Below are 16,021 nucleotides of genomic sequence, written 5' to 3'. Positions count from 1 at the left end.
CCAGCTCCTGTACAGATATACCCGAGTTATGTACAATATTGTACGGTTTCTATACAATTAATTGAGTATGAAATAAGCTCTCTGCAAGTTTGCACCATAAAACGAGATAAATGGCAAAATTCAAGTTTATTCTTAATGATGAGACAAAAGTTAATCAGTATGGGTTCAGAGTAAAGAATTCCGGACTAAAACTTTCAAGATTCCAGGCTAATCCTGTAGTACTGGATTCTCATAAAGAAGGTAATGATGCTGTTATTGGCCGTTGGGAAAATATACAGATAGAAGGCCATTTACTTACTGCTGAAGCAGTATTTGATAATGAAGATTACAATGCCAAGATTATTGCAGGAAAAGTAGAAAGAGGTTTTATACGAGGTGCAAGTTTAGGGCTTGATCCTTTCAGTATGAATAATTTTATTTTATCTCCAGATGATGTATATGACCTTGTAGAAGCAGAGGTTTTGGAAGCTTCTATAGTAGCAATTCCTAATAATGCAAATGCTTTGGTAAGACTTTATGCTTCATCAGAGAATAGAATAAGAGAACTATTAGAGAATGAAGTAAATGAAATTCTCTTATCCGCATCAGATATTAATAATTTCAACTTATATAAAATGAAGAAAATTAATTTAACCATTGCAGCTGTAGTAGCACTGGGATTACCAGAAAACACTACAGAGCACGATGTAGAACTGGTAAATTCCAGAATACTTGAATTAAAGTCCAAATTAGATTTAGCAGAGAAAAAAGCTTCTGATTATGAAAAGTTAGAAGCAGAGAAAAAGGCTAAGCTTTCTGCTGATGCAGTAGATGCAGACATTAAGGCAGGTAAGATAGATGCAACAAAGAGAGAAGACTTCATTAAGTTGCACGCAGAATTTCCAAGCATATATAAATCTACTGTTACAGATGCACCAGGAAAACAAAATCTCTCTGGACAGCTACAGAATACAATACCTGCAGAAGTGAAGACTTTTGATGACTTCCAGAAACTGGATTTATCTACTCAATTAGCATTCAAAGAAAGCAATCCAGAGGCTTATCAACGACTCTTTAAATAGATTCTTGACTTTCTAACATTCTTATTAATTTAAATCTACCTTCCTAATTTTAGTGGGGAAGGTAGATTAAAAAGAGATTGAAAGTCTAATTAAAAACAATTTAATAACCATTTAAAAAAGTAATAAAATGCCAGCAAATTTTCCAGAAGCATGGTTAAATAGGGTAATACAGAACCTTAATAATGCAGACCAAGCATCATTTTTAGAAGGTATTTCAGAAATCAATGCTGAAATCCATACTATTAATCCAGGTACAGCCACAGAGAAAAACAAAATTTATGTACCAACGACCGAGTTTGAGGTTGATGTTCTCATCAACAATAATTCTTATCCAATTGCTTTTCAGGAATATTCTGATGATAGTGTAGAAATCAGCTTGGATAAGTATCAAACCAAAGTTATAACTCTACCAGATGATAAGACTTTGGGCGCTTCATATGATATCATAGACACGGCTACCAAGTCTATTACCAGAGGGATCAAGGTAGATAAGTACCAAAGAGCTATTCACTCTATTGCACCACTATCTCATACTGTGAAGACACCAGTAATTGAAGCTACAGGAGGTTCTAATAATCTTACTGATCCATCAGGAAGAAAAAGACTTACTTATGAAGACCTTGTAGCAGCAAGAGAAGCTACAGAAGGCTTTGGAGAATGCCGTTTGGTACTCTGTCCAACTCACTGGAATGATCTCCTTTTGGATAGGAAAAATTTTGGTAATCAGCTTATAGATTATGCAAAAGGAAAGCCACAACCTATGATTGCAGGCTTTGAAATCCATAAGTACGATGGGAAAATGCCAATTTATAAATCTGATAAAACTAAAAAGCCTTATGGAGCTATTAAAGAAGCAACAGATAAGATAGCTTCTGTAATATTTGTAAAAGAAGCTATTGCTAAGAAAACAGGTATTACAAAGCAGTATTTCGTAAAGGCTGAAAATAATCCTCCAAGACAGAGCAATGATTTAGCATATAGACACTATTACATTGCAACTCCTTACAGAGCAGAAAAGATTGCTGCAATTATATAATTGCTTTAAAAACTAATAATTGTGAATGAGGTAGTAATTACGGCTTTTGTAAGCGTTGTTACCTCGTTGGTAACTTGGTTTGCGGCCAGACGGAAAAACCTCGCAGATGTACGAAACTCCGAGCTTGACAATGTAGATAAAGCCGTAAAATTCTACCGCGAACAATTAGAGCATATAGCCCAACGATGGAAAGAAGCTACAGATGAAGCCACTCAAATGAATAAACTTTATAACGATGCTATTTTGGAACTGAATAAAGTAGAACTCCGCTTTAATAAGTTAGCAGAAGAAAATAAAGCATTAATAGAAGAAAATAAAGCTTTGATAGAAGAGAACAAAAATCTGATAGATGAACTTAAAAAGTATAAACAACTCAAAAAAACTAATTAATAATGGACATTTTTAATCAATATCCAAATCTCGAGAAGTATTACAAAACTTCTGATGGACAGAAATTTTTTAGAGAAGAGCACGCTATTTCTTACGCACAAACTCTTACAGACAAAAGAGTAACCGAAGTATATAGAGTTGATGCAGAATCTGCAAAAGAAGGTTCTGCACAGAAAGTAGAAGATATTCTACATAAACTCCCAGAAATGGAGTTAGAAGAAGTAAAAGCTCTTTTAGAAAGAGAAGAGAGCTATAAAAAGCCGCGCAAAAGCCTCTTAGAAGCTTTTAAAAATAGAATCTCAGAACTTGAAAATTCTCAAAACTAATGAGACCAAAAATTTCAATAGGCTTTAATAATGGAGCTATAGGAGCAGTAAATCCATTAGATACAGGATGCTTTGCTATTGTGGCTTCTGCTGTAGCTATTGCTAATGGGTTTCAGTTAGAAACCCCTTACCTAGTAAAGTCTCTAAAAGATGTAGCCAATTTAAACCTGGTGGATAGTATAGACAACCATAGGCTATTCAAGGCTGTTACAGAATTTTTTACAGAAGCAGGAGAAGGCTCTGAATTGTGGATTTATGGAATGTCAAAGGATAAAAAAGTATCTAAATGGTTTTCGGAGATAGAAGGCATTTGTCCTGTTGAGCCTCTTCTTAATGCTGCACAGGGTAAAATCAGAGGGCTATTTACTGTATATGATGGCTCCGATACAGTACAAATAGATAAAGGAATGGATGCCGATGTACTTGTTGCTGCTAATCAAGCTCAAATATTGGTTGAAAAATACACCAGAGCCAAATATGCTCCTTTCTTTGTGATATTAGAAGGCTTTGCCTTTAATGGTAATAAAGTATCCTTGCCAGATTTAACTACTTATAGCTTTAATTCTGTAGGTATTTTACTCGGAGATACAGAAATGGCTACTGGTACTCCAGCTTCCCAAGGTTGCGCTGTGGGCGTACTTGCAGGGCGCTTGGCTGGATATTCTGTAAAGGTAAATCCTGGTAAAGTAAGAAATGGAGCATTAAAAGCTCAAAAACTCTTTATAAAAGATACACAAGTAGAGAACTACGATGTAGAAGCTCTGTATGATAAAGGATTTATCACATTTACTACTCACCAAGGTAAAGCAGGTTACTTCTTTATGGATGCTTCGCTTGCCTGTCCAGTAGCTGATGATTACCATTATCTTACTCATAGAAGAACTATTAATGAAGCATACAGATTAGGCTATTTGGCATTATTGGACTTCCTATTGGATGAGGTCCCAGTAAATAATAATGGAACTATCCAAGCTATTTATGCCAAAACTATTGAAACCACTGTAGAGCGAAAGATTGCTACCAGTATGGATGGAAATATAAATAAGAATTTGGAAGAGTCCAAGGATACAGGGGTAAGATGTTTTGTAGATGTTAATCAGAATATTGTTAGCTCTTCAAAACTTGATGTAGTTATCAAAATTCGTCCATTTGGATATAACCGATGGATCAATGTCCTTATCGGATTTGAAATTGAAAATTAAACTTAAACTAATAACCTGTGTGGCTTGTCAGTAGAAAGCAAAGATTTTCTACTGAGAGCTACACTATAAAACAAGAATTATGGCAGTAAATATCAATGGTAGAGAATATGAATGGGGTGATTTAACCCTTATTCTTGGAGGTAGAGATATTGTAGGCTTTAGAGGCTTAAAATATACTGAAAAGGTAGAAAGAGAGGCAGTATATGCTAAAGGTAGAAAGCCACATAGCATACAATCAGGAAATGAATCCTTTGAAGGGGAAATCAAGATGCTAAGGAGTGAATATGATGCCTTAGTAGATGCAGGTGGTGGCTCTGTTCTAAGCCTTTCCTTAGATGCTTTAGCTTGTTATGGTAATCCATCCCAAGGGAATTATATGATTACAGACAGGATAGAGTCTTTAAGATTCACAGAAGCAGCAAAAGAGCTGAATCAAGGAGATAAATTCCAAGAAATAACACTTCCATTCATTGCTCTCAATATTACAAATCAAGTTTAATCTTAAAAATAAATCATTATGGTTAATATAGAACAGAACCAGATAGACATCTGGAAAAAAGAATATGGAGATGTATTTAAAATCACTATTGAAGATAAAGTATGTTATTTAAAGAAGCCCAGTCGTAGAGCATTGTCTTATGCAGCTGCATCAGCACAAACAGATCCATTAAAGTATAATGAAATCATCTTGAAAGATGCGTGGATTGCAGGAGATGAAGAGATTCAAACTGATAACGGCTTATTCCTTTCGGCATCTCAAAAACTTGCTACTCTTATAGAGATAAAAGAAGCAGAGATAGTAAAGCTTTAGAGGATGCGAAAATAGATGAAGATAGGGATTGGCTAAGGATAATGAATGCATCCCTTATCTACTATATGAAAATCAATCCCGATGATTTATCAGATTATGAGTGGGCGTGTAGAGTAAAAGAACTTCAATATTTGAGAATAAAAGAGAATGATGGAAACAATTAAATTCCATCATACTCTTTAAAACCTTTGTCCAGCTTATCTTGTTGCTTAGAAGGAAGTATTTCTTTTACTTCTTCTATGATACGGATAATAAAACCCGAAAAGGATAAACAAAGGACAATAAGTAGCCCATAACCTAATATTTTAAAAAGTAAATCTTGTAAGAGTTCCATATTGTTAATGATTTATACTACAAATGTATGAATAATAATCTAAATTACAATATAGTATTTAATACCGTTAATGCCAACAAAGTCATAGCAACAGTAGAGAAACTAAGAACTGAAACGCTCAAAGTTGATAAAGCTATTGTAAAGATAGATGAGGCTTTTATTAAAATGGTTAATAATATTAATAAAAATCTCAAAACAGTCTCTTTAGGTGCCTTTGTTGAGAATATTAACCGTATAGCACAGGGTATAGATTCCCTAAATGCTCCAGGTATGGCACTTTCTAACTCTATGCACGATTTACAGGCAATGACAGGACTTACGAGTGAAAAGCTAAATGAAATAGAAAGCTATGCTCGAAAATCTGCCAAAACTTTTGGGGGCTCAGCTGCACAAGGAGTAGAATCTTACAAGCTTATACTTGGACAACTATCTCCAGAGATTGCTAATGTACCCAAAGCTCTCAAGAGTATGGGAGAATCTGTTAGCTATACTTCCAAGCTAATGGGTGGAGACACCACAGCTGCTACTGAAGTCCTTACTACAGCGATGAACCAATATGGGATTTCTTTGGAAGATCCTACTAAGGCATCAGAAGTTATGGCTGCTATGATGAATGTTATGGCTGCAGCTGCTGGTGAAGGATCTGCAGAACTTCCACAGATAAAAGAAGCCTTAGAGCAGGCTGGTATGGCCGCAAAAGGAGCAAATGTAGCCTTTGAAGAAACGAATGCGGCTATACAGGTATTAGACAAAGCTGGAAAAAAAGGAAGTGAAGGAGGTGTAGCTCTTAGAAATGTCCTCTCAACCTTGGGACAAGGGCGCTTTCTCCCTAAAATAGTTCAAAAAGAATTTCAAAGGTTAGGCATTAATATTAATCAGTTAAATAATCCCTCATTGTCTTTATCAGAAAGGCTTAATATGCTTAAGCCATTACTAAAAGACTCTGCCTTAATGTCTGCAATGTTTGGAAAAGAAAACGCCAATGCGGCAATGGCTCTTATCGGTCAAACAGATGAAATAAATAGACTAACAAAGGCTATAACAGGTACAAATACGGCTTATGAACAAGCGGCAATTGTAATGGAAAGCCCAGCAGAAAAGAATGCAAGATTAACTGCCCAGGTTGATGATTTCAAAATAAGCCTATTTAATGCTACAGGAGGCTTGATGGGCTATGCTTCTGTACTAGGTAAAACCGCAGGTGATGTAGCCAATCTTATGCCTGTATTGAGCCTTATGGGAAGTACTATTTCTACACTTACCAATGTTCAGAAAATGTCAGCCTTTTGGACTAAAATAGTAACAGTAGCACAATGGGCTTGGAATGTAGCATTATCTGCCAATCCAATTGGTATTATAATTATTGCAGTCGCAGGACTTATTGCAGGAATTGTGTATCTGGCATCTAAAGTTAGTGGCTGGGGCGTAGCTTGGAAACACACTTGGGCAGGAGCAAAACTCCTTTTTAAAGCATTTATAGAATCTATAAAATTATACTGGAATACGGGTGTTAATGGATTAATGATGGGCCTTAATAAGATAAAAGAAGGCTGGTATCAATTTAAGAATGCTGTAGGAATGGGTGATGAAGATGAAAATAATGCGATGCTCTCCCAAATACAGGAAGATACAGAAGCGCGTAAAAAACAAATTGTTGATGGAGCAAAAAAAGTAGCTGAAATTGCTAAAAATGCTGGGAAAGAATTTAAAACTGGAGCAAACTCACTCAAATGGAATACGGATGATAAAAAAGAGAGTAAAGCCAATAATAGTGGAATTGCATCTCCTGTAACAATACCAGGAACCTCTACAGAAGGAGGTGAAATAGGTGGTGCTGGTAGCTCTGGAAAGAATAGTAAAGCTAAAAAAATTAATGATAGTATTGCTACTGGTGGCACTAAACACAATTACATCACTCTCCATATTAAAGAGGTAATCGGAATACAGAGCTATACAGGCTCTAAAGATTCTGTTACAGAGAAAGCAGGACAAGAAGTATTAGACGAATTATTAAGAATAACAGCTTCGGCTATAACAGCAGCAGGATAATGAAACTAACAAATGAAAATGTACTGATAGGTTCTTTAATGGGAAGCACAGTAGCAAAGCTCATTCCCAGAGCAGGAGCATTAGAAAATGAACTTTCAAAACATATCTTACCGCCTGTTAAGATTCTGCCATTTATTCAAAATAAAGTAGGATATAATGAGGTAGAAAATGACTATAATGATAGTGAGCTATGGAGGCAGGATAAGCCATTAAATGAGCAAGAACAGTTTTTTCCTTTCTCATTTCGGAGCTCTAAGGATGAGAATTTTTGGCTCTTACCTTGGGAACCAATTATAAACATTGAAGCTAAAACCATCATTGCTAAGAGATATATTGCTAAAGCAGGAAAAAACTATATAGGCAGTGTAAAAGAGCGATGGTCTGTGGATGATTACGGCATTACCATAACAGGTGCCTTTTATGGAAAAAAGATGAGAGGTAATCACCAGCAAACCTATCCACGCGAGGATATGGAAAGATTAAAAAATTATCTTTTAACAGCAGAAGCTTTGGAAGTTCGTTCAGAACCTCTACAAATACTGGGAATTAATAGAATTGTTATAGAGTCTGTTACTTTTCCTTTTACTAAGGGCGAAAATGTACAGGCTTATGAGATAAAGGCGGTTAGTGATTTTCCATTCAAACTGCTTTATGAGCATAAAAAAACTAAAGCAAAAATAGAAATAGGAGATATTTCAAGTGAATTAATTAAGGAATAGAGATGTTTCAGCTGGATTGGAAAATACAATTTAAGGGAGAAGATAAAACCTGGCTTCTGGGTATAATAGCAGAGTGTAATATAGAGAAATCTACCAAAAATCTGGCAGATATTGCAACTATTATACTTCCAGAAACAGAGATGAATAAAGTTATCAATATTTCCGAAACCATTAAAAGAGGTTATCAAGTAGCTATCTACCTGGGATATAATGATAACCTGACATTAGAATTTGATGGTTATGTAAAGGAGATAAAAGTTAGTGAGAACTCTCTTAATATTGTCTGTGAGGATGCTTTATTTATATTTAGAAAAGGAGTACCTAATAAAGAGTTTAAGCCGAGTAGCATTAAAAAGATAGCTCAGTATCTCATTGATAATATAGATAAGAGTTTTAAGCTGGTTTGTGATTATGATATCCCTTATGATAAATTCACCATCTACCAAGCTACAGGTTTTGATGTGCTGGCTAAACTACAGGAAGAAACAGGAGCGGATATCTTTTTTGATACAAAGAAAAAAGAACTTCATATACACGCTACATATACCTGGAAAAGTGGTGAAGCAGATTTCTCAATGCAGCACAATATTGAGACCAGTTCATTAGAGTATAAGTCTGCAGAAGATAAGAAAGTGGAAATAACTATAGAAAGCACTGGATTAGATGGCAAAACTATTAAACATACAGAAGGGCAGACAGGAGGTGATAAAATCACAAAGAAAGTAGGTAGAATGAGTAAAGAAACTATTAAAATAATGGCTAAAAATGAATATAAAAATAGAATGTCCCCAGGTTATGAAGGTTCTTTTGATACCTGGCTTATACCCTATGTAGAACCCAGTTATACTATAGGAATTTATGATGATGATTATCCTGACAAAGATGGAAGATATTATGCAGAAAGTGTAACAACAAATTTTAGTCAATCAGGTGGAAAAAGAACAATTACACCAGGAATAAAATTAAGTGAATAATGAATGATAAGATAGCACAGCTCAAATCAAATATTAAAGCTATCATAGGAGCAACCCAAAACCTACCTATAGATGGTTTTGTAACTAAAATTACTGGTGATACTTGTACAGTAAATATAAATGGATTTGAAATCTCTGATGTACGATTAAAGACTACAGCAAATGGAAAAGATAACTTACTGATGATTCCAGCTATTGGATCTCAAGTATTGATGATTTCAGCCGATGGAAGTATAGATAATTTAACCATAATTAAATGTGACCAAGTAAGTCAATTCAGTTATAAGGAAAATGGATTAGAAGTAGAAATAGATAGTACTTCAGGAAAAGTAAGTGTTAAAAATGAAACTACCAGTCTACTAACATTATTTGAGGATTTAATGAGTCTTTTAAAGGATCTGAAAGTATATACTCCGAGTGGGGTCAGTGGTAAGCCCATACCTCCCACAATACTAAAATTAAACCAGCTTGAAAGCAAATTTAAAACCCTATTAAAATAGATTTAAAATGAGCTTAGATGTAGGAAAACCAATTCTTGAAGCAGGTATTTTAAAACTCCAGAAAGAAATGATGACAAAAGAAGCAAACGCAATGGAATATTTTGCTAAACAGCTCTCACAGCTTATTTATGATTTTGTAAAGTCTGGAGAACTTGAGGTTAATGAAGGAATTTCTGTTTCTACAACTGGAAATGCTTTTGCTCAACAAGGAGCAACTATAACTAAAGGAACTGGCATAATAAAATAAGTATGAAAGATTTTGCAATACAATACAAACCTGCTTCAAATGGAGATTTTGACTTGAATATAGAAGTCAGAAGAAACTCTGAAAGCAAAATTATTAGTGGCTTATTGCTAGGTCCTACATTAGAGCAAAATATCGCCTGCCTACTTATTGCTGAATCTGGAGATTATAAAGGAAATCCAGATTTAGGGGTTGGACTTCGTTCTGCTTTACTTGGTGATGATTTGCTTGGGTACAGGCATAGTATTAAAGAACAATTTGCCAAAGATGGGATCAATATAAAACATTTGAATTTGTATAACCTACAAAAATTTGAAATAGATGCAGAGTATGAGTAGAGCTCAACAAGGGCAATCCTTTATTGATATGGTATATCAGATGACTGGAGGATTTGAAGATATAATGAAAATGGCAGTGCTCAATGAAAAAAGTATTACTGATGATATAGAAGTTGATGAGATAATTATTAGTGATAATGTACAAAATAATGAGATGATTTTTTTCTTTCAAAGAAATAAGCCTGCTACTGCTATTACAGCATATAATATAGAGCAGGAAAAGGATCCAGAAGGAATCAGCTACTGGGCTATTAATGGAAATTTTAAAGTGAGCTAATCAGATGGCACGAACAAAACAGGAAATAAAAAAACAAATAACTGATACATTCATACAGAATAAGCATATTGTATCGGCTTATCAGTTAGACAAAAATAAAAGTTTTGAAGAGCAATTTTCTCTAGTATCCTTTGAAAATACAATATTTGATATTATCACTATTGTACTTTGGATTTTTGAAAAGCTCTTTGACACGCACAAAAGTGAGGTTTCGGAGATGCTCAAGCAATTAAAGCCACATACAGCTCGATGGTATAGAAATAAGGCTCTTGCATTTCAGTACGGGTTTGACTTATTGCCCGATAGCGACCAATTTAACAATGCAAACGCTACCGAAGATGAGATAAACAACAGCAAAATTATCAAGTATTCAGCAGTTACAGAAAGTGAGGTAGAGAGCCGTTTAATTGTGAAAATAGCTACCGAGCAAGGTGGAGAATTACAACCGATTTCAGTAGGGCAAAAAGCCTCATTTGATGCGTATATGAACGAAATCAAAGATGCAGGGGTTAGGATTACGGTCATCAATTATTTGCCTGATATTTTAAGGCTACAAATGCGGATTTACCGAGACCCTTTGGTTTTGGATGAGAACGGAACGAGCATCAGAACGGGTAAAAAGCCAGTAGAAGATGCGATTAATCACTATTTCAAAAATCTACCTTTCAATGGGGAATTGGTTTTAGCCCACCTGGTGGATGAGCTTCAAAAAGTAGAAGGTGTGAAAATTCCGCACATCGTACTAGCAGAGAGTAAATGGATAGATGTGAGTGTTAGAGATTATGGGAATTTCCAGCCAGTGGAAGTGAAAACTATTCCGATAAGTGGTTATTTCAAAATTGAAAACTTTAACAACCTCTCTTATGTGGTATAATTTAGAAATCAATAAGCTGATAGAACTACTCACACCAACCTTTCTTCGGAAGGAAAAGCTTTTAGCTTGGCTTAGATCATTGCATTTTCCACTACAAAAGGTGCTAGATGACTTTCACTTTGAAAGAAAGCAGAACCTCTATAATCTATCCCATAATGGGCAAATGTGCTATCTTAGAAAAGTTCTCAACGACAAATTTGACATCAGCGAAAGACGAATAAAGATAACCGATGGGAATAGATTTAAACGGCAATACATCTATACCGATGGAGAGCAGAAGCCTAAGTTTCTCGGCACGATGTGCCTCCGAGATGATGCCGATTATGAAGATACAGGAGTGGACTTTATAGTGCTAATTCCAGCAAGATTGCAACACGATGAATACGAGATGGAAGCACTTATTGATTTTTATAAACTTGCAAGTAAGCGATACAAAATACAAAACTATTAATTAAAAATTCCGTTACCTCTGCGGTTTTACAGGGGTCTGATATGAACAAAATCAATTTTAATCAAACAGGAGGCTTCCCTTTATCCACAAATATATTGGAAGCGATGCAAACTGCTTATTCGGTATTCAACCACTTAGGGAGTTTGGCAGGAAACTTCGCTATCATTAGCGGATGTGAAGTTACGGGTAACTCCGTGAGTAATGGAGCAGTTTCCATTAATAGCGAAATTTTGGAATTTAGAGGTGGTAACATAGGCACTAATGTCATCATCCGAGAGGAAAGCGAAAGCCGAGTATTTGAGGATGGTGCAACAAAGCAGGTTATTTTCCGAAGATATGCCACTTTTGGCACCTCAACGCCCGATAAAACCTTTGCTTGGGCTGACTTTAAAAGAATTAACAATCTTATTCAGTTGCAAGAAAATAAAACTGAAAAAGCGGCCACTGAACAACTATTAAGAAGAATTGAGGCTTTGGAAAGCAAAAAAAGTCCAGTACCTGTTGGATTAATAGCCCTGTGGGGAAAACCAGCGAGCGAACCTCTTCCAGAGGGCTGGAAACCTTATGAGCCTCTTAGCGAGCGCTTTCCATTAGGATTTGATGAGCCTTTTTGGAACAGTATAAAAGATGCTACAAATGATGCCTACGATAACCTTATGCCAGAAGAAAAGAAAATTGGCGCAACAGGTGGTGAAGCAACTCATACTCTTACCATAGAAGAAATGCCGAGCCACAAGCATTTCTACCAAAGAGGAAAGGACTATGGCTCTGCATCAGGAAATGCTACTTATCATCCAGATTTAGGCTTTGATAGAATGGAAACAGAATCAGCGGGTGGCAATCAACCTCACAACAATATGCCTCCATATCGAATCATCAGATACATTCAATTTGTAGGATTTAATTAAAAGAAAGAAATGGCAACAGATAAGAATACAATAAAGAAATGGTTTGTCAATGGCGCAAAGCCCACTCAGGCTCAATTCTGGGCGTGGCAGGAGAGCTACTGGCACAAGGATGAAGCCATTAGCCAAAACCAAATAGAGGGGCTTTCTACTAGCTTAGAAGGTAAAGCTGATGCTTCGGCTTTAGAACTAAAAGCCAATATAGATGCCTCTGGACTTACAGCTGAACAAATAACAGCTTGGAAGAAAGCCTTAGGAATAAAGGCTACAGCAACGGGTAATCCATTTAATTAAGTAAAAAGTAACAATAAAAATTTCAAAAAAATGAGAATTTCAACTTACAAAACGCTCAATATGAGCGATGAAGCCCCAAAGGTAGGAACAGTTATTAATGACACTGACTGCTTGATTGTTAAGCAAATTTCTGAAAAAGAAGCAAATCTGTATTTTACAGATGAAAAAGGGAAGGTATTAGCTCTTAAGGAGGTAAAATCAACTTTTACAATTTCTCCAGAAGCTGCTGCAAAGATTATGAACCAGTTGCTAACCTCTGATTACAAAATGGTACATTCAGGAAATTTAGACTATCTGCAAGTGGAGCAGCCTAACGGGGAATTTATTACTTTTAGAAGGGATAAGTCTTTGTATCTAAAAGAAGGTCCTTTAAAATATAAATTTGGGGCTGATGGGTTAGTATATTTTAGCCGTGATGGACTGAAAATGCAGAAAATAAAAGCAGGAGAAATTTATACAACTTCAATTCCAAGTTATAATTCAGGGCAAGCATATTATTTATTAGGAGGGGATAATAAGGCTACTTTTATACAGTATTACCCTTTTGAGGAGAAGGTATCTTCGGATATAGAGATAAGTATTAAGAACGAGCTTTTAGGACCTATCCGTGATTCATATATAAGTTTCAACTATATCTTTCTAAAGAGAGATACAAATAGTAATTTTGATATGCCTGAAGAAGTTGTTACAGGAATTAGTCCTATAGAACTCAAGTTCGGAGATAATGATTTTGTATTTCCAAAAAGAGTATTAAAAGGAGCTGAAAATTTCATTTTCAATATTGAAATGTTTAGTAGATTTATTAGAGAAAGAGTTGCTATAGAATATTATAGAGGCTCAATTGCTCCTGAAAATAAGTTAGAGATAGATACTTCAAGAGCTGATAGTATTTCTATTCCGAAAGATAGCACTGACAAAATTATAGTAGTAATTAAAAATAAAATATAGTATTAAAAATTTCCCTTCATTCTTTGGAGGGAAATTAAAAAGATATAACAAGATGAAAGAATTTTTGATGGAGCATATAGCTCCACACATTAGCGCCTTCAGCAGTTGCAGGCTTCCTATTCGGCAGGAAAAAGCAGAAATTAACTAAAATTTAAAAACTATACCAATGAGAAAATTCATTATTATTTTATGTCTTTTCCTTATTTCTTGCGGTGCAAGGCATAAGACAAAATCCGTAGAAAAAGAAGCTTTAAAAACGGAAGAGAAGTATCTGAAAGAAACGCAGAGTACATCTGCAGAGAAGGAAAAGGAGGCTCATAAAATACTCGATTCTGGAAAAAATATTTCAGAACATAATAGTTTTATGGATCAATATTCTTTCTTACAGAATTTCACCCTCAAAAATACAGGGAAATGTCTCAACCCATCCGTACATTTTGTTACTGTAACCGATAGCAAAGGAAATACAACCCAAATTCCTATTGATAATAATACAGAACTCTCATTTAATAATGAAAGCAAATCAAGCAAGGAGTTCTCTTCATTAAAGCAAGAAAATACTGAGCTAAAACAAAGTATATTAATCAAGGATAAAGAGATATACAATTTACAGAAAAATATTGAGGAGCATCAAGCTTCTCTACAGAAGAAAGTATCCAAGAAAGATGTAGAAACAGTATATAAACCCTATGTATGGATGTTTGTTTTAGTAGGTATAATTCTATTATATGCAGGATATAAATTGTACAAAACAATAAAACTAATATAATTATGTATCAATTAAGCGAAAGAAGTTTGAATAACCTCAAAGGAGTACACCCTAACCTCGTAAAAGTAATGAAAGAGGCTATTTCTAATAGCCCTGTAGATTTTACTATTACAGAGGGAGTAAGAACTATACAAAGACAGCAAGAACTCTATGCTCTGGGTAGAACCAAGCCTGGACAGAAGGTTACCAATGCAGATGGAATTAAAAATAGATCCAATCATCAGACTAAATCTGATGGTTATGGCTATGCAGTAGATTTATATCCATTCTTTTTAGGAAAGGTACAAGTAAATCATCCAGATACTATAAAGAATCTGAAGCGAATTGCTGACCATATCAAAGAGATTGCTAATAAGCTTGGAGTAAAAATAGTCTGGGGTGGAGATTGGCAAAAACCATATGACCCGCCACACTTCCAATTAGCTTAACCTACCTAAGTGGGGGATTTAAAAAGTCCTCCGCTTTTTAAAAGCTCTCACCCCTTTAAAAATACAAGCACAAGGCTACGGAGGACATAAGTCTTCTATTGCCTTGTGCTTTGTTGCTTTTTGGGGGTGAGAGTTGCAAATATAATACTTTAATTACTAAACTAATAATAAATGAAAACACAACTAAAAACACCAATTAGTTACTATGGAGGAAAACAATCAATGCTAAACGCCATATTCCCTATGATTCCAGAACATACAGTGTATTGTGAGCCATTCTTTGGTGGTGGTGCTGTATTTTGGTCTAAAGAACCAAAGAAATTAGAATATATTAATGATTTTAATGGTATGGTAGTCAATTTCTATGAGCAGTTGAAAAGTAATTTTTCAGAGCTTAAGCGAATTCTCGATGCCACACTTTTTTCCAGATCCACCTATAAGCAGGCTATGGTAGTATATGAACACCCTTATCTCTTTACTCCAGTAGTAAAAGCTTGGGCATTCTGGGTAGGAACTAATTTTGGATTTAGTAATCAAATAGGGACTTTATCTACTTCTCCTAAAAGGATAAGTTCCTGCATTAATAAGAAAATTGCATTTTCAGAATCTTTATCTGAAAGGTTAAAGAATGTTTTCATAGAAAATATAGATGCAGTAAAGCTTATTGAGAGAATAGATGCTCCAGAAGTATTTTTTTACATTGATCCACCTTATGTAGGTGCGGTACAAGGACATTATGGAGGCTATACACAAGAGCATTTTGATAAGCTACTGGAATGTTTATCTAAGGTAAAAGGTAAATTTATGCTAAGCTCCTATCCAAATAAAGCTCTTTCTAAGTATGCAGAATCTTGTGGTTGGACAATTCATAGTAAAAATTTAACTTTGGTTGCTTCCAGAAATTCATCTAAAAAGAAGACAGAATGCCTCACAATAAATTACAATTTAAATAATCTTTAAACTACCTTTAAAAAAGATAGCCACTGATTCTTTCAGTGGCTATCTTAATATTTATGTATATTTTCTTTACATTTCGTTTGACCAATTTTTACATTTCGTTTGGCTGATTATATTAGTTTCTAGCTATTAGC

General features: G+C 35.0%; 24 protein-coding genes. 23 read left to right on the top strand and 1 reads right to left on the bottom strand.

The genetic code is table 11. From position 1 onward, the window contains the following. Positions 1–110 precede the first annotated feature (110 nt). The 8 genes from DBX24_RS02575 (at position 111) to DBX24_RS09375 (ending at position 4,990) form a co-directional block, all read left to right on the top strand. Positions 111–1,061: a caudovirus prohead protease gene (locus DBX24_RS02575; RefSeq protein WP_160223887.1), complete on the top strand. Its 951-nt coding sequence runs from the start codon at positions 111–113 to the stop codon at positions 1,059–1,061. A 127-nt stretch (positions 1,062–1,188) separates the two neighbouring features. Further along, positions 1,189–2,097: a hypothetical protein gene (locus DBX24_RS02570; protein WP_160223886.1), complete on the top strand. Its 909-nt coding sequence runs from the start codon at positions 1,189–1,191 to the stop codon at positions 2,095–2,097. Positions 2,098–2,118: 21 nt separating this feature from the next. After that, entirely contained in the window at positions 2,119–2,487 is a 369-nt protein-coding gene (locus DBX24_RS02565; protein WP_160223885.1) for a hypothetical protein, read from the top strand. 2 nt (positions 2,488–2,489) lie between these two features. Next, on the top strand, positions 2,490–2,813 hold the full coding sequence (locus DBX24_RS02560; RefSeq protein ID WP_160223884.1) for a hypothetical protein: 324 nt from the start codon (positions 2,490–2,492) through the stop codon (positions 2,811–2,813). Beyond that, positions 2,813–4,015, top strand: coding sequence for a DUF2586 family protein (locus tag DBX24_RS02555; protein ID WP_160223883.1), 1,203 nt, complete (start codon positions 2,813–2,815; stop codon positions 4,013–4,015). The genes DBX24_RS02560 and DBX24_RS02555 overlap by 1 nt, the downstream gene beginning before the upstream one ends. A 79-nt stretch (positions 4,016–4,094) precedes the next feature. Further along, positions 4,095–4,514 carry a hypothetical protein gene (locus DBX24_RS02550; RefSeq protein ID WP_160223882.1) on the top strand — a complete coding sequence of 140 codons (420 nt, stop codon included), beginning with the start codon at positions 4,095–4,097 and terminating at the stop codon, positions 4,512–4,514. An 18-nt stretch (positions 4,515–4,532) separates the two neighbouring features. Continuing rightward, positions 4,533–4,826, top strand: coding sequence for a hypothetical protein (locus tag DBX24_RS02545; RefSeq protein ID WP_160223881.1), 294 nt, complete (start codon positions 4,533–4,535; stop codon positions 4,824–4,826). Positions 4,827–4,867: 41 nt separating this feature from the next. Beyond that, positions 4,868–4,990: a hypothetical protein gene (locus DBX24_RS09375; protein ID WP_260392830.1), complete on the top strand. Its 123-nt coding sequence runs from the start codon at positions 4,868–4,870 to the stop codon at positions 4,988–4,990. On the opposite strand, the gene DBX24_RS02540 is transcribed toward DBX24_RS09375, so the two are convergent. Further along, positions 4,987–5,160 carry a hypothetical protein gene (locus DBX24_RS02540; protein ID WP_160223880.1) on the bottom strand — a complete coding sequence of 58 codons (174 nt, stop codon included), beginning with the start codon at positions 5,158–5,160 and terminating at the stop codon, positions 4,987–4,989. The two genes, DBX24_RS09375 and DBX24_RS02540, sit on opposite strands and share 4 nt — an antisense overlap. 27 nt (positions 5,161–5,187) lie before the next feature. Here DBX24_RS02540 and DBX24_RS02535 point away from each other — a divergent pair, with 27 nt between their 5' ends. From DBX24_RS02535 to DBX24_RS02465, 15 genes are all read left to right on the top strand, one after another. Then, entirely contained in the window at positions 5,188–7,209 is a 2,022-nt protein-coding gene (locus tag DBX24_RS02535; protein WP_221411196.1) for a phage tail tape measure protein, read from the top strand. After that, positions 7,209–7,928 carry a DUF6046 domain-containing protein gene (locus DBX24_RS02530; RefSeq protein WP_160223879.1) on the top strand — a complete coding sequence of 240 codons (720 nt, stop codon included), beginning with the start codon at positions 7,209–7,211 and terminating at the stop codon, positions 7,926–7,928. The genes DBX24_RS02535 and DBX24_RS02530 overlap by 1 nt, the downstream gene beginning before the upstream one ends. Positions 7,929–7,930: 2 nt before the next feature. Further along, positions 7,931–8,902 (top strand): hypothetical protein, encoded by a 972-nt coding sequence (locus tag DBX24_RS02525; protein WP_160223878.1) that lies wholly within the window; start codon positions 7,931–7,933, stop codon positions 8,900–8,902. Further along, positions 8,902–9,402 carry a hypothetical protein gene (locus DBX24_RS02520; protein WP_160223877.1) on the top strand — a complete coding sequence of 167 codons (501 nt, stop codon included), beginning with the start codon at positions 8,902–8,904 and terminating at the stop codon, positions 9,400–9,402. Before DBX24_RS02525 ends, DBX24_RS02520 begins: the two co-directional genes overlap by 1 nt. 7 nt (positions 9,403–9,409) lie before the next feature. Beyond that, a complete protein-coding gene (locus tag DBX24_RS02515) occupies positions 9,410–9,649 on the top strand; it encodes a hypothetical protein (protein WP_160223876.1) in 240 nt (79 codons plus the stop codon). A 2-nt stretch (positions 9,650–9,651) separates the two neighbouring features. After that, positions 9,652–9,984 (top strand): hypothetical protein, encoded by a 333-nt coding sequence (locus DBX24_RS02510; protein ID WP_160223875.1) that lies wholly within the window; start codon positions 9,652–9,654, stop codon positions 9,982–9,984. Continuing rightward, positions 9,977–10,261 (top strand): hypothetical protein, encoded by a 285-nt coding sequence (locus DBX24_RS02505; protein WP_160223874.1) that lies wholly within the window; start codon positions 9,977–9,979, stop codon positions 10,259–10,261. The genes DBX24_RS02510 and DBX24_RS02505 overlap by 8 nt, the downstream gene beginning before the upstream one ends. A gap of 4 nt (positions 10,262–10,265) precedes the next feature. Further along, entirely contained in the window at positions 10,266–11,135 is an 870-nt protein-coding gene (locus tag DBX24_RS02500; RefSeq protein WP_160223873.1) for a nucleotidyltransferase, read from the top strand. After that, positions 11,125–11,586, top strand: coding sequence for a hypothetical protein (locus DBX24_RS02495; protein ID WP_160223872.1), 462 nt, complete (start codon positions 11,125–11,127; stop codon positions 11,584–11,586). The genes DBX24_RS02500 and DBX24_RS02495 overlap by 11 nt, the downstream gene beginning before the upstream one ends. A 41-nt stretch (positions 11,587–11,627) precedes the next feature. After that, positions 11,628–12,494, top strand: coding sequence for a hypothetical protein (locus tag DBX24_RS02490; protein ID WP_160223871.1), 867 nt, complete (start codon positions 11,628–11,630; stop codon positions 12,492–12,494). A 9-nt stretch (positions 12,495–12,503) separates the two neighbouring features. Continuing rightward, positions 12,504–12,785 (top strand): hypothetical protein, encoded by a 282-nt coding sequence (locus DBX24_RS02485; protein WP_160223870.1) that lies wholly within the window; start codon positions 12,504–12,506, stop codon positions 12,783–12,785. A gap of 60 nt (positions 12,786–12,845) precedes the next feature. Then, positions 12,846–13,733, top strand: coding sequence for a hypothetical protein (locus tag DBX24_RS02480; RefSeq protein ID WP_160223869.1), 888 nt, complete (start codon positions 12,846–12,848; stop codon positions 13,731–13,733). A 166-nt stretch (positions 13,734–13,899) separates the two neighbouring features. Continuing rightward, positions 13,900–14,502 carry a hypothetical protein gene (locus tag DBX24_RS02475; RefSeq protein ID WP_160223868.1) on the top strand — a complete coding sequence of 201 codons (603 nt, stop codon included), beginning with the start codon at positions 13,900–13,902 and terminating at the stop codon, positions 14,500–14,502. A 2-nt stretch (positions 14,503–14,504) separates the two neighbouring features. After that, positions 14,505–14,930 carry a M15 family metallopeptidase gene (locus DBX24_RS02470; protein WP_160223867.1) on the top strand — a complete coding sequence of 142 codons (426 nt, stop codon included), beginning with the start codon at positions 14,505–14,507 and terminating at the stop codon, positions 14,928–14,930. 171 nt (positions 14,931–15,101) lie between these two features. After that, entirely contained in the window at positions 15,102–15,890 is a 789-nt protein-coding gene (locus DBX24_RS02465) for a DNA adenine methylase (RefSeq protein WP_160223866.1), read from the top strand. Positions 15,891–16,021: the final 131 nt, after the last annotated feature.

Source organism: Bergeyella cardium, from assembly GCF_009914665.1.
Lineage (GTDB): Bacteria > Bacteroidota > Bacteroidia > Flavobacteriales > Weeksellaceae > Bergeyella_A > Bergeyella_A cardium.
This window is presented reverse-complemented; position numbering and strand designations above follow the sequence as displayed.

Coding starts and splice junctions, on each gene's coding strand:
- DBX24_RS02530 (WP_160223879.1), top strand. CDS start 7,209: ATGAAACTAACAAATGAAAATGTACTGATAGGTTCTTTAATGGGAAGC.
- DBX24_RS02570 (WP_160223886.1), top strand. CDS start 1,189: ATGCCAGCAAATTTTCCAGAAGCATGGTTAAATAGGGTAATACAGAAC.
- DBX24_RS02545 (WP_160223881.1), top strand. CDS start 4,533: ATGGTTAATATAGAACAGAACCAGATAGACATCTGGAAAAAAGAATAT.
- DBX24_RS02520 (WP_160223877.1), top strand. CDS start 8,902: ATGAATGATAAGATAGCACAGCTCAAATCAAATATTAAAGCTATCATA.
- DBX24_RS02515 (WP_160223876.1), top strand. CDS start 9,410: ATGAGCTTAGATGTAGGAAAACCAATTCTTGAAGCAGGTATTTTAAAA.
- DBX24_RS02540 (WP_160223880.1), bottom strand. CDS start 5,160: ATGGAACTCTTACAAGATTTACTTTTTAAAATATTAGGTTATGGGCTA.
- DBX24_RS02495 (WP_160223872.1), top strand. CDS start 11,125: ATGTGGTATAATTTAGAAATCAATAAGCTGATAGAACTACTCACACCA.
- DBX24_RS02475 (WP_160223868.1), top strand. CDS start 13,900: ATGAGAAAATTCATTATTATTTTATGTCTTTTCCTTATTTCTTGCGGT.
- DBX24_RS02480 (WP_160223869.1), top strand. CDS start 12,846: ATGAGCGATGAAGCCCCAAAGGTAGGAACAGTTATTAATGACACTGAC.
- DBX24_RS02490 (WP_160223871.1), top strand. CDS start 11,628: ATGAACAAAATCAATTTTAATCAAACAGGAGGCTTCCCTTTATCCACA.
- DBX24_RS02535 (WP_221411196.1), top strand. CDS start 5,188: ATGAATAATAATCTAAATTACAATATAGTATTTAATACCGTTAATGCC.
- DBX24_RS02465 (WP_160223866.1), top strand. CDS start 15,102: ATGAAAACACAACTAAAAACACCAATTAGTTACTATGGAGGAAAACAA.
- DBX24_RS02485 (WP_160223870.1), top strand. CDS start 12,504: ATGGCAACAGATAAGAATACAATAAAGAAATGGTTTGTCAATGGCGCA.
- DBX24_RS02500 (WP_160223873.1), top strand. CDS start 10,266: ATGGCACGAACAAAACAGGAAATAAAAAAACAAATAACTGATACATTC.
- DBX24_RS02470 (WP_160223867.1), top strand. CDS start 14,505: ATGTATCAATTAAGCGAAAGAAGTTTGAATAACCTCAAAGGAGTACAC.
- DBX24_RS02505 (WP_160223874.1), top strand. CDS start 9,977: ATGAGTAGAGCTCAACAAGGGCAATCCTTTATTGATATGGTATATCAG.
- DBX24_RS02575 (WP_160223887.1), top strand. CDS start 111: ATGGCAAAATTCAAGTTTATTCTTAATGATGAGACAAAAGTTAATCAG.
- DBX24_RS02525 (WP_160223878.1), top strand. CDS start 7,931: ATGTTTCAGCTGGATTGGAAAATACAATTTAAGGGAGAAGATAAAACC.
- DBX24_RS02510 (WP_160223875.1), top strand. CDS start 9,652: ATGAAAGATTTTGCAATACAATACAAACCTGCTTCAAATGGAGATTTT.
- DBX24_RS02550 (WP_160223882.1), top strand. CDS start 4,095: ATGGCAGTAAATATCAATGGTAGAGAATATGAATGGGGTGATTTAACC.
- DBX24_RS02555 (WP_160223883.1), top strand. CDS start 2,813: ATGAGACCAAAAATTTCAATAGGCTTTAATAATGGAGCTATAGGAGCA.
- DBX24_RS09375 (WP_260392830.1), top strand. CDS start 4,868: ATGAATGCATCCCTTATCTACTATATGAAAATCAATCCCGATGATTTA.
- DBX24_RS02560 (WP_160223884.1), top strand. CDS start 2,490: ATGGACATTTTTAATCAATATCCAAATCTCGAGAAGTATTACAAAACT.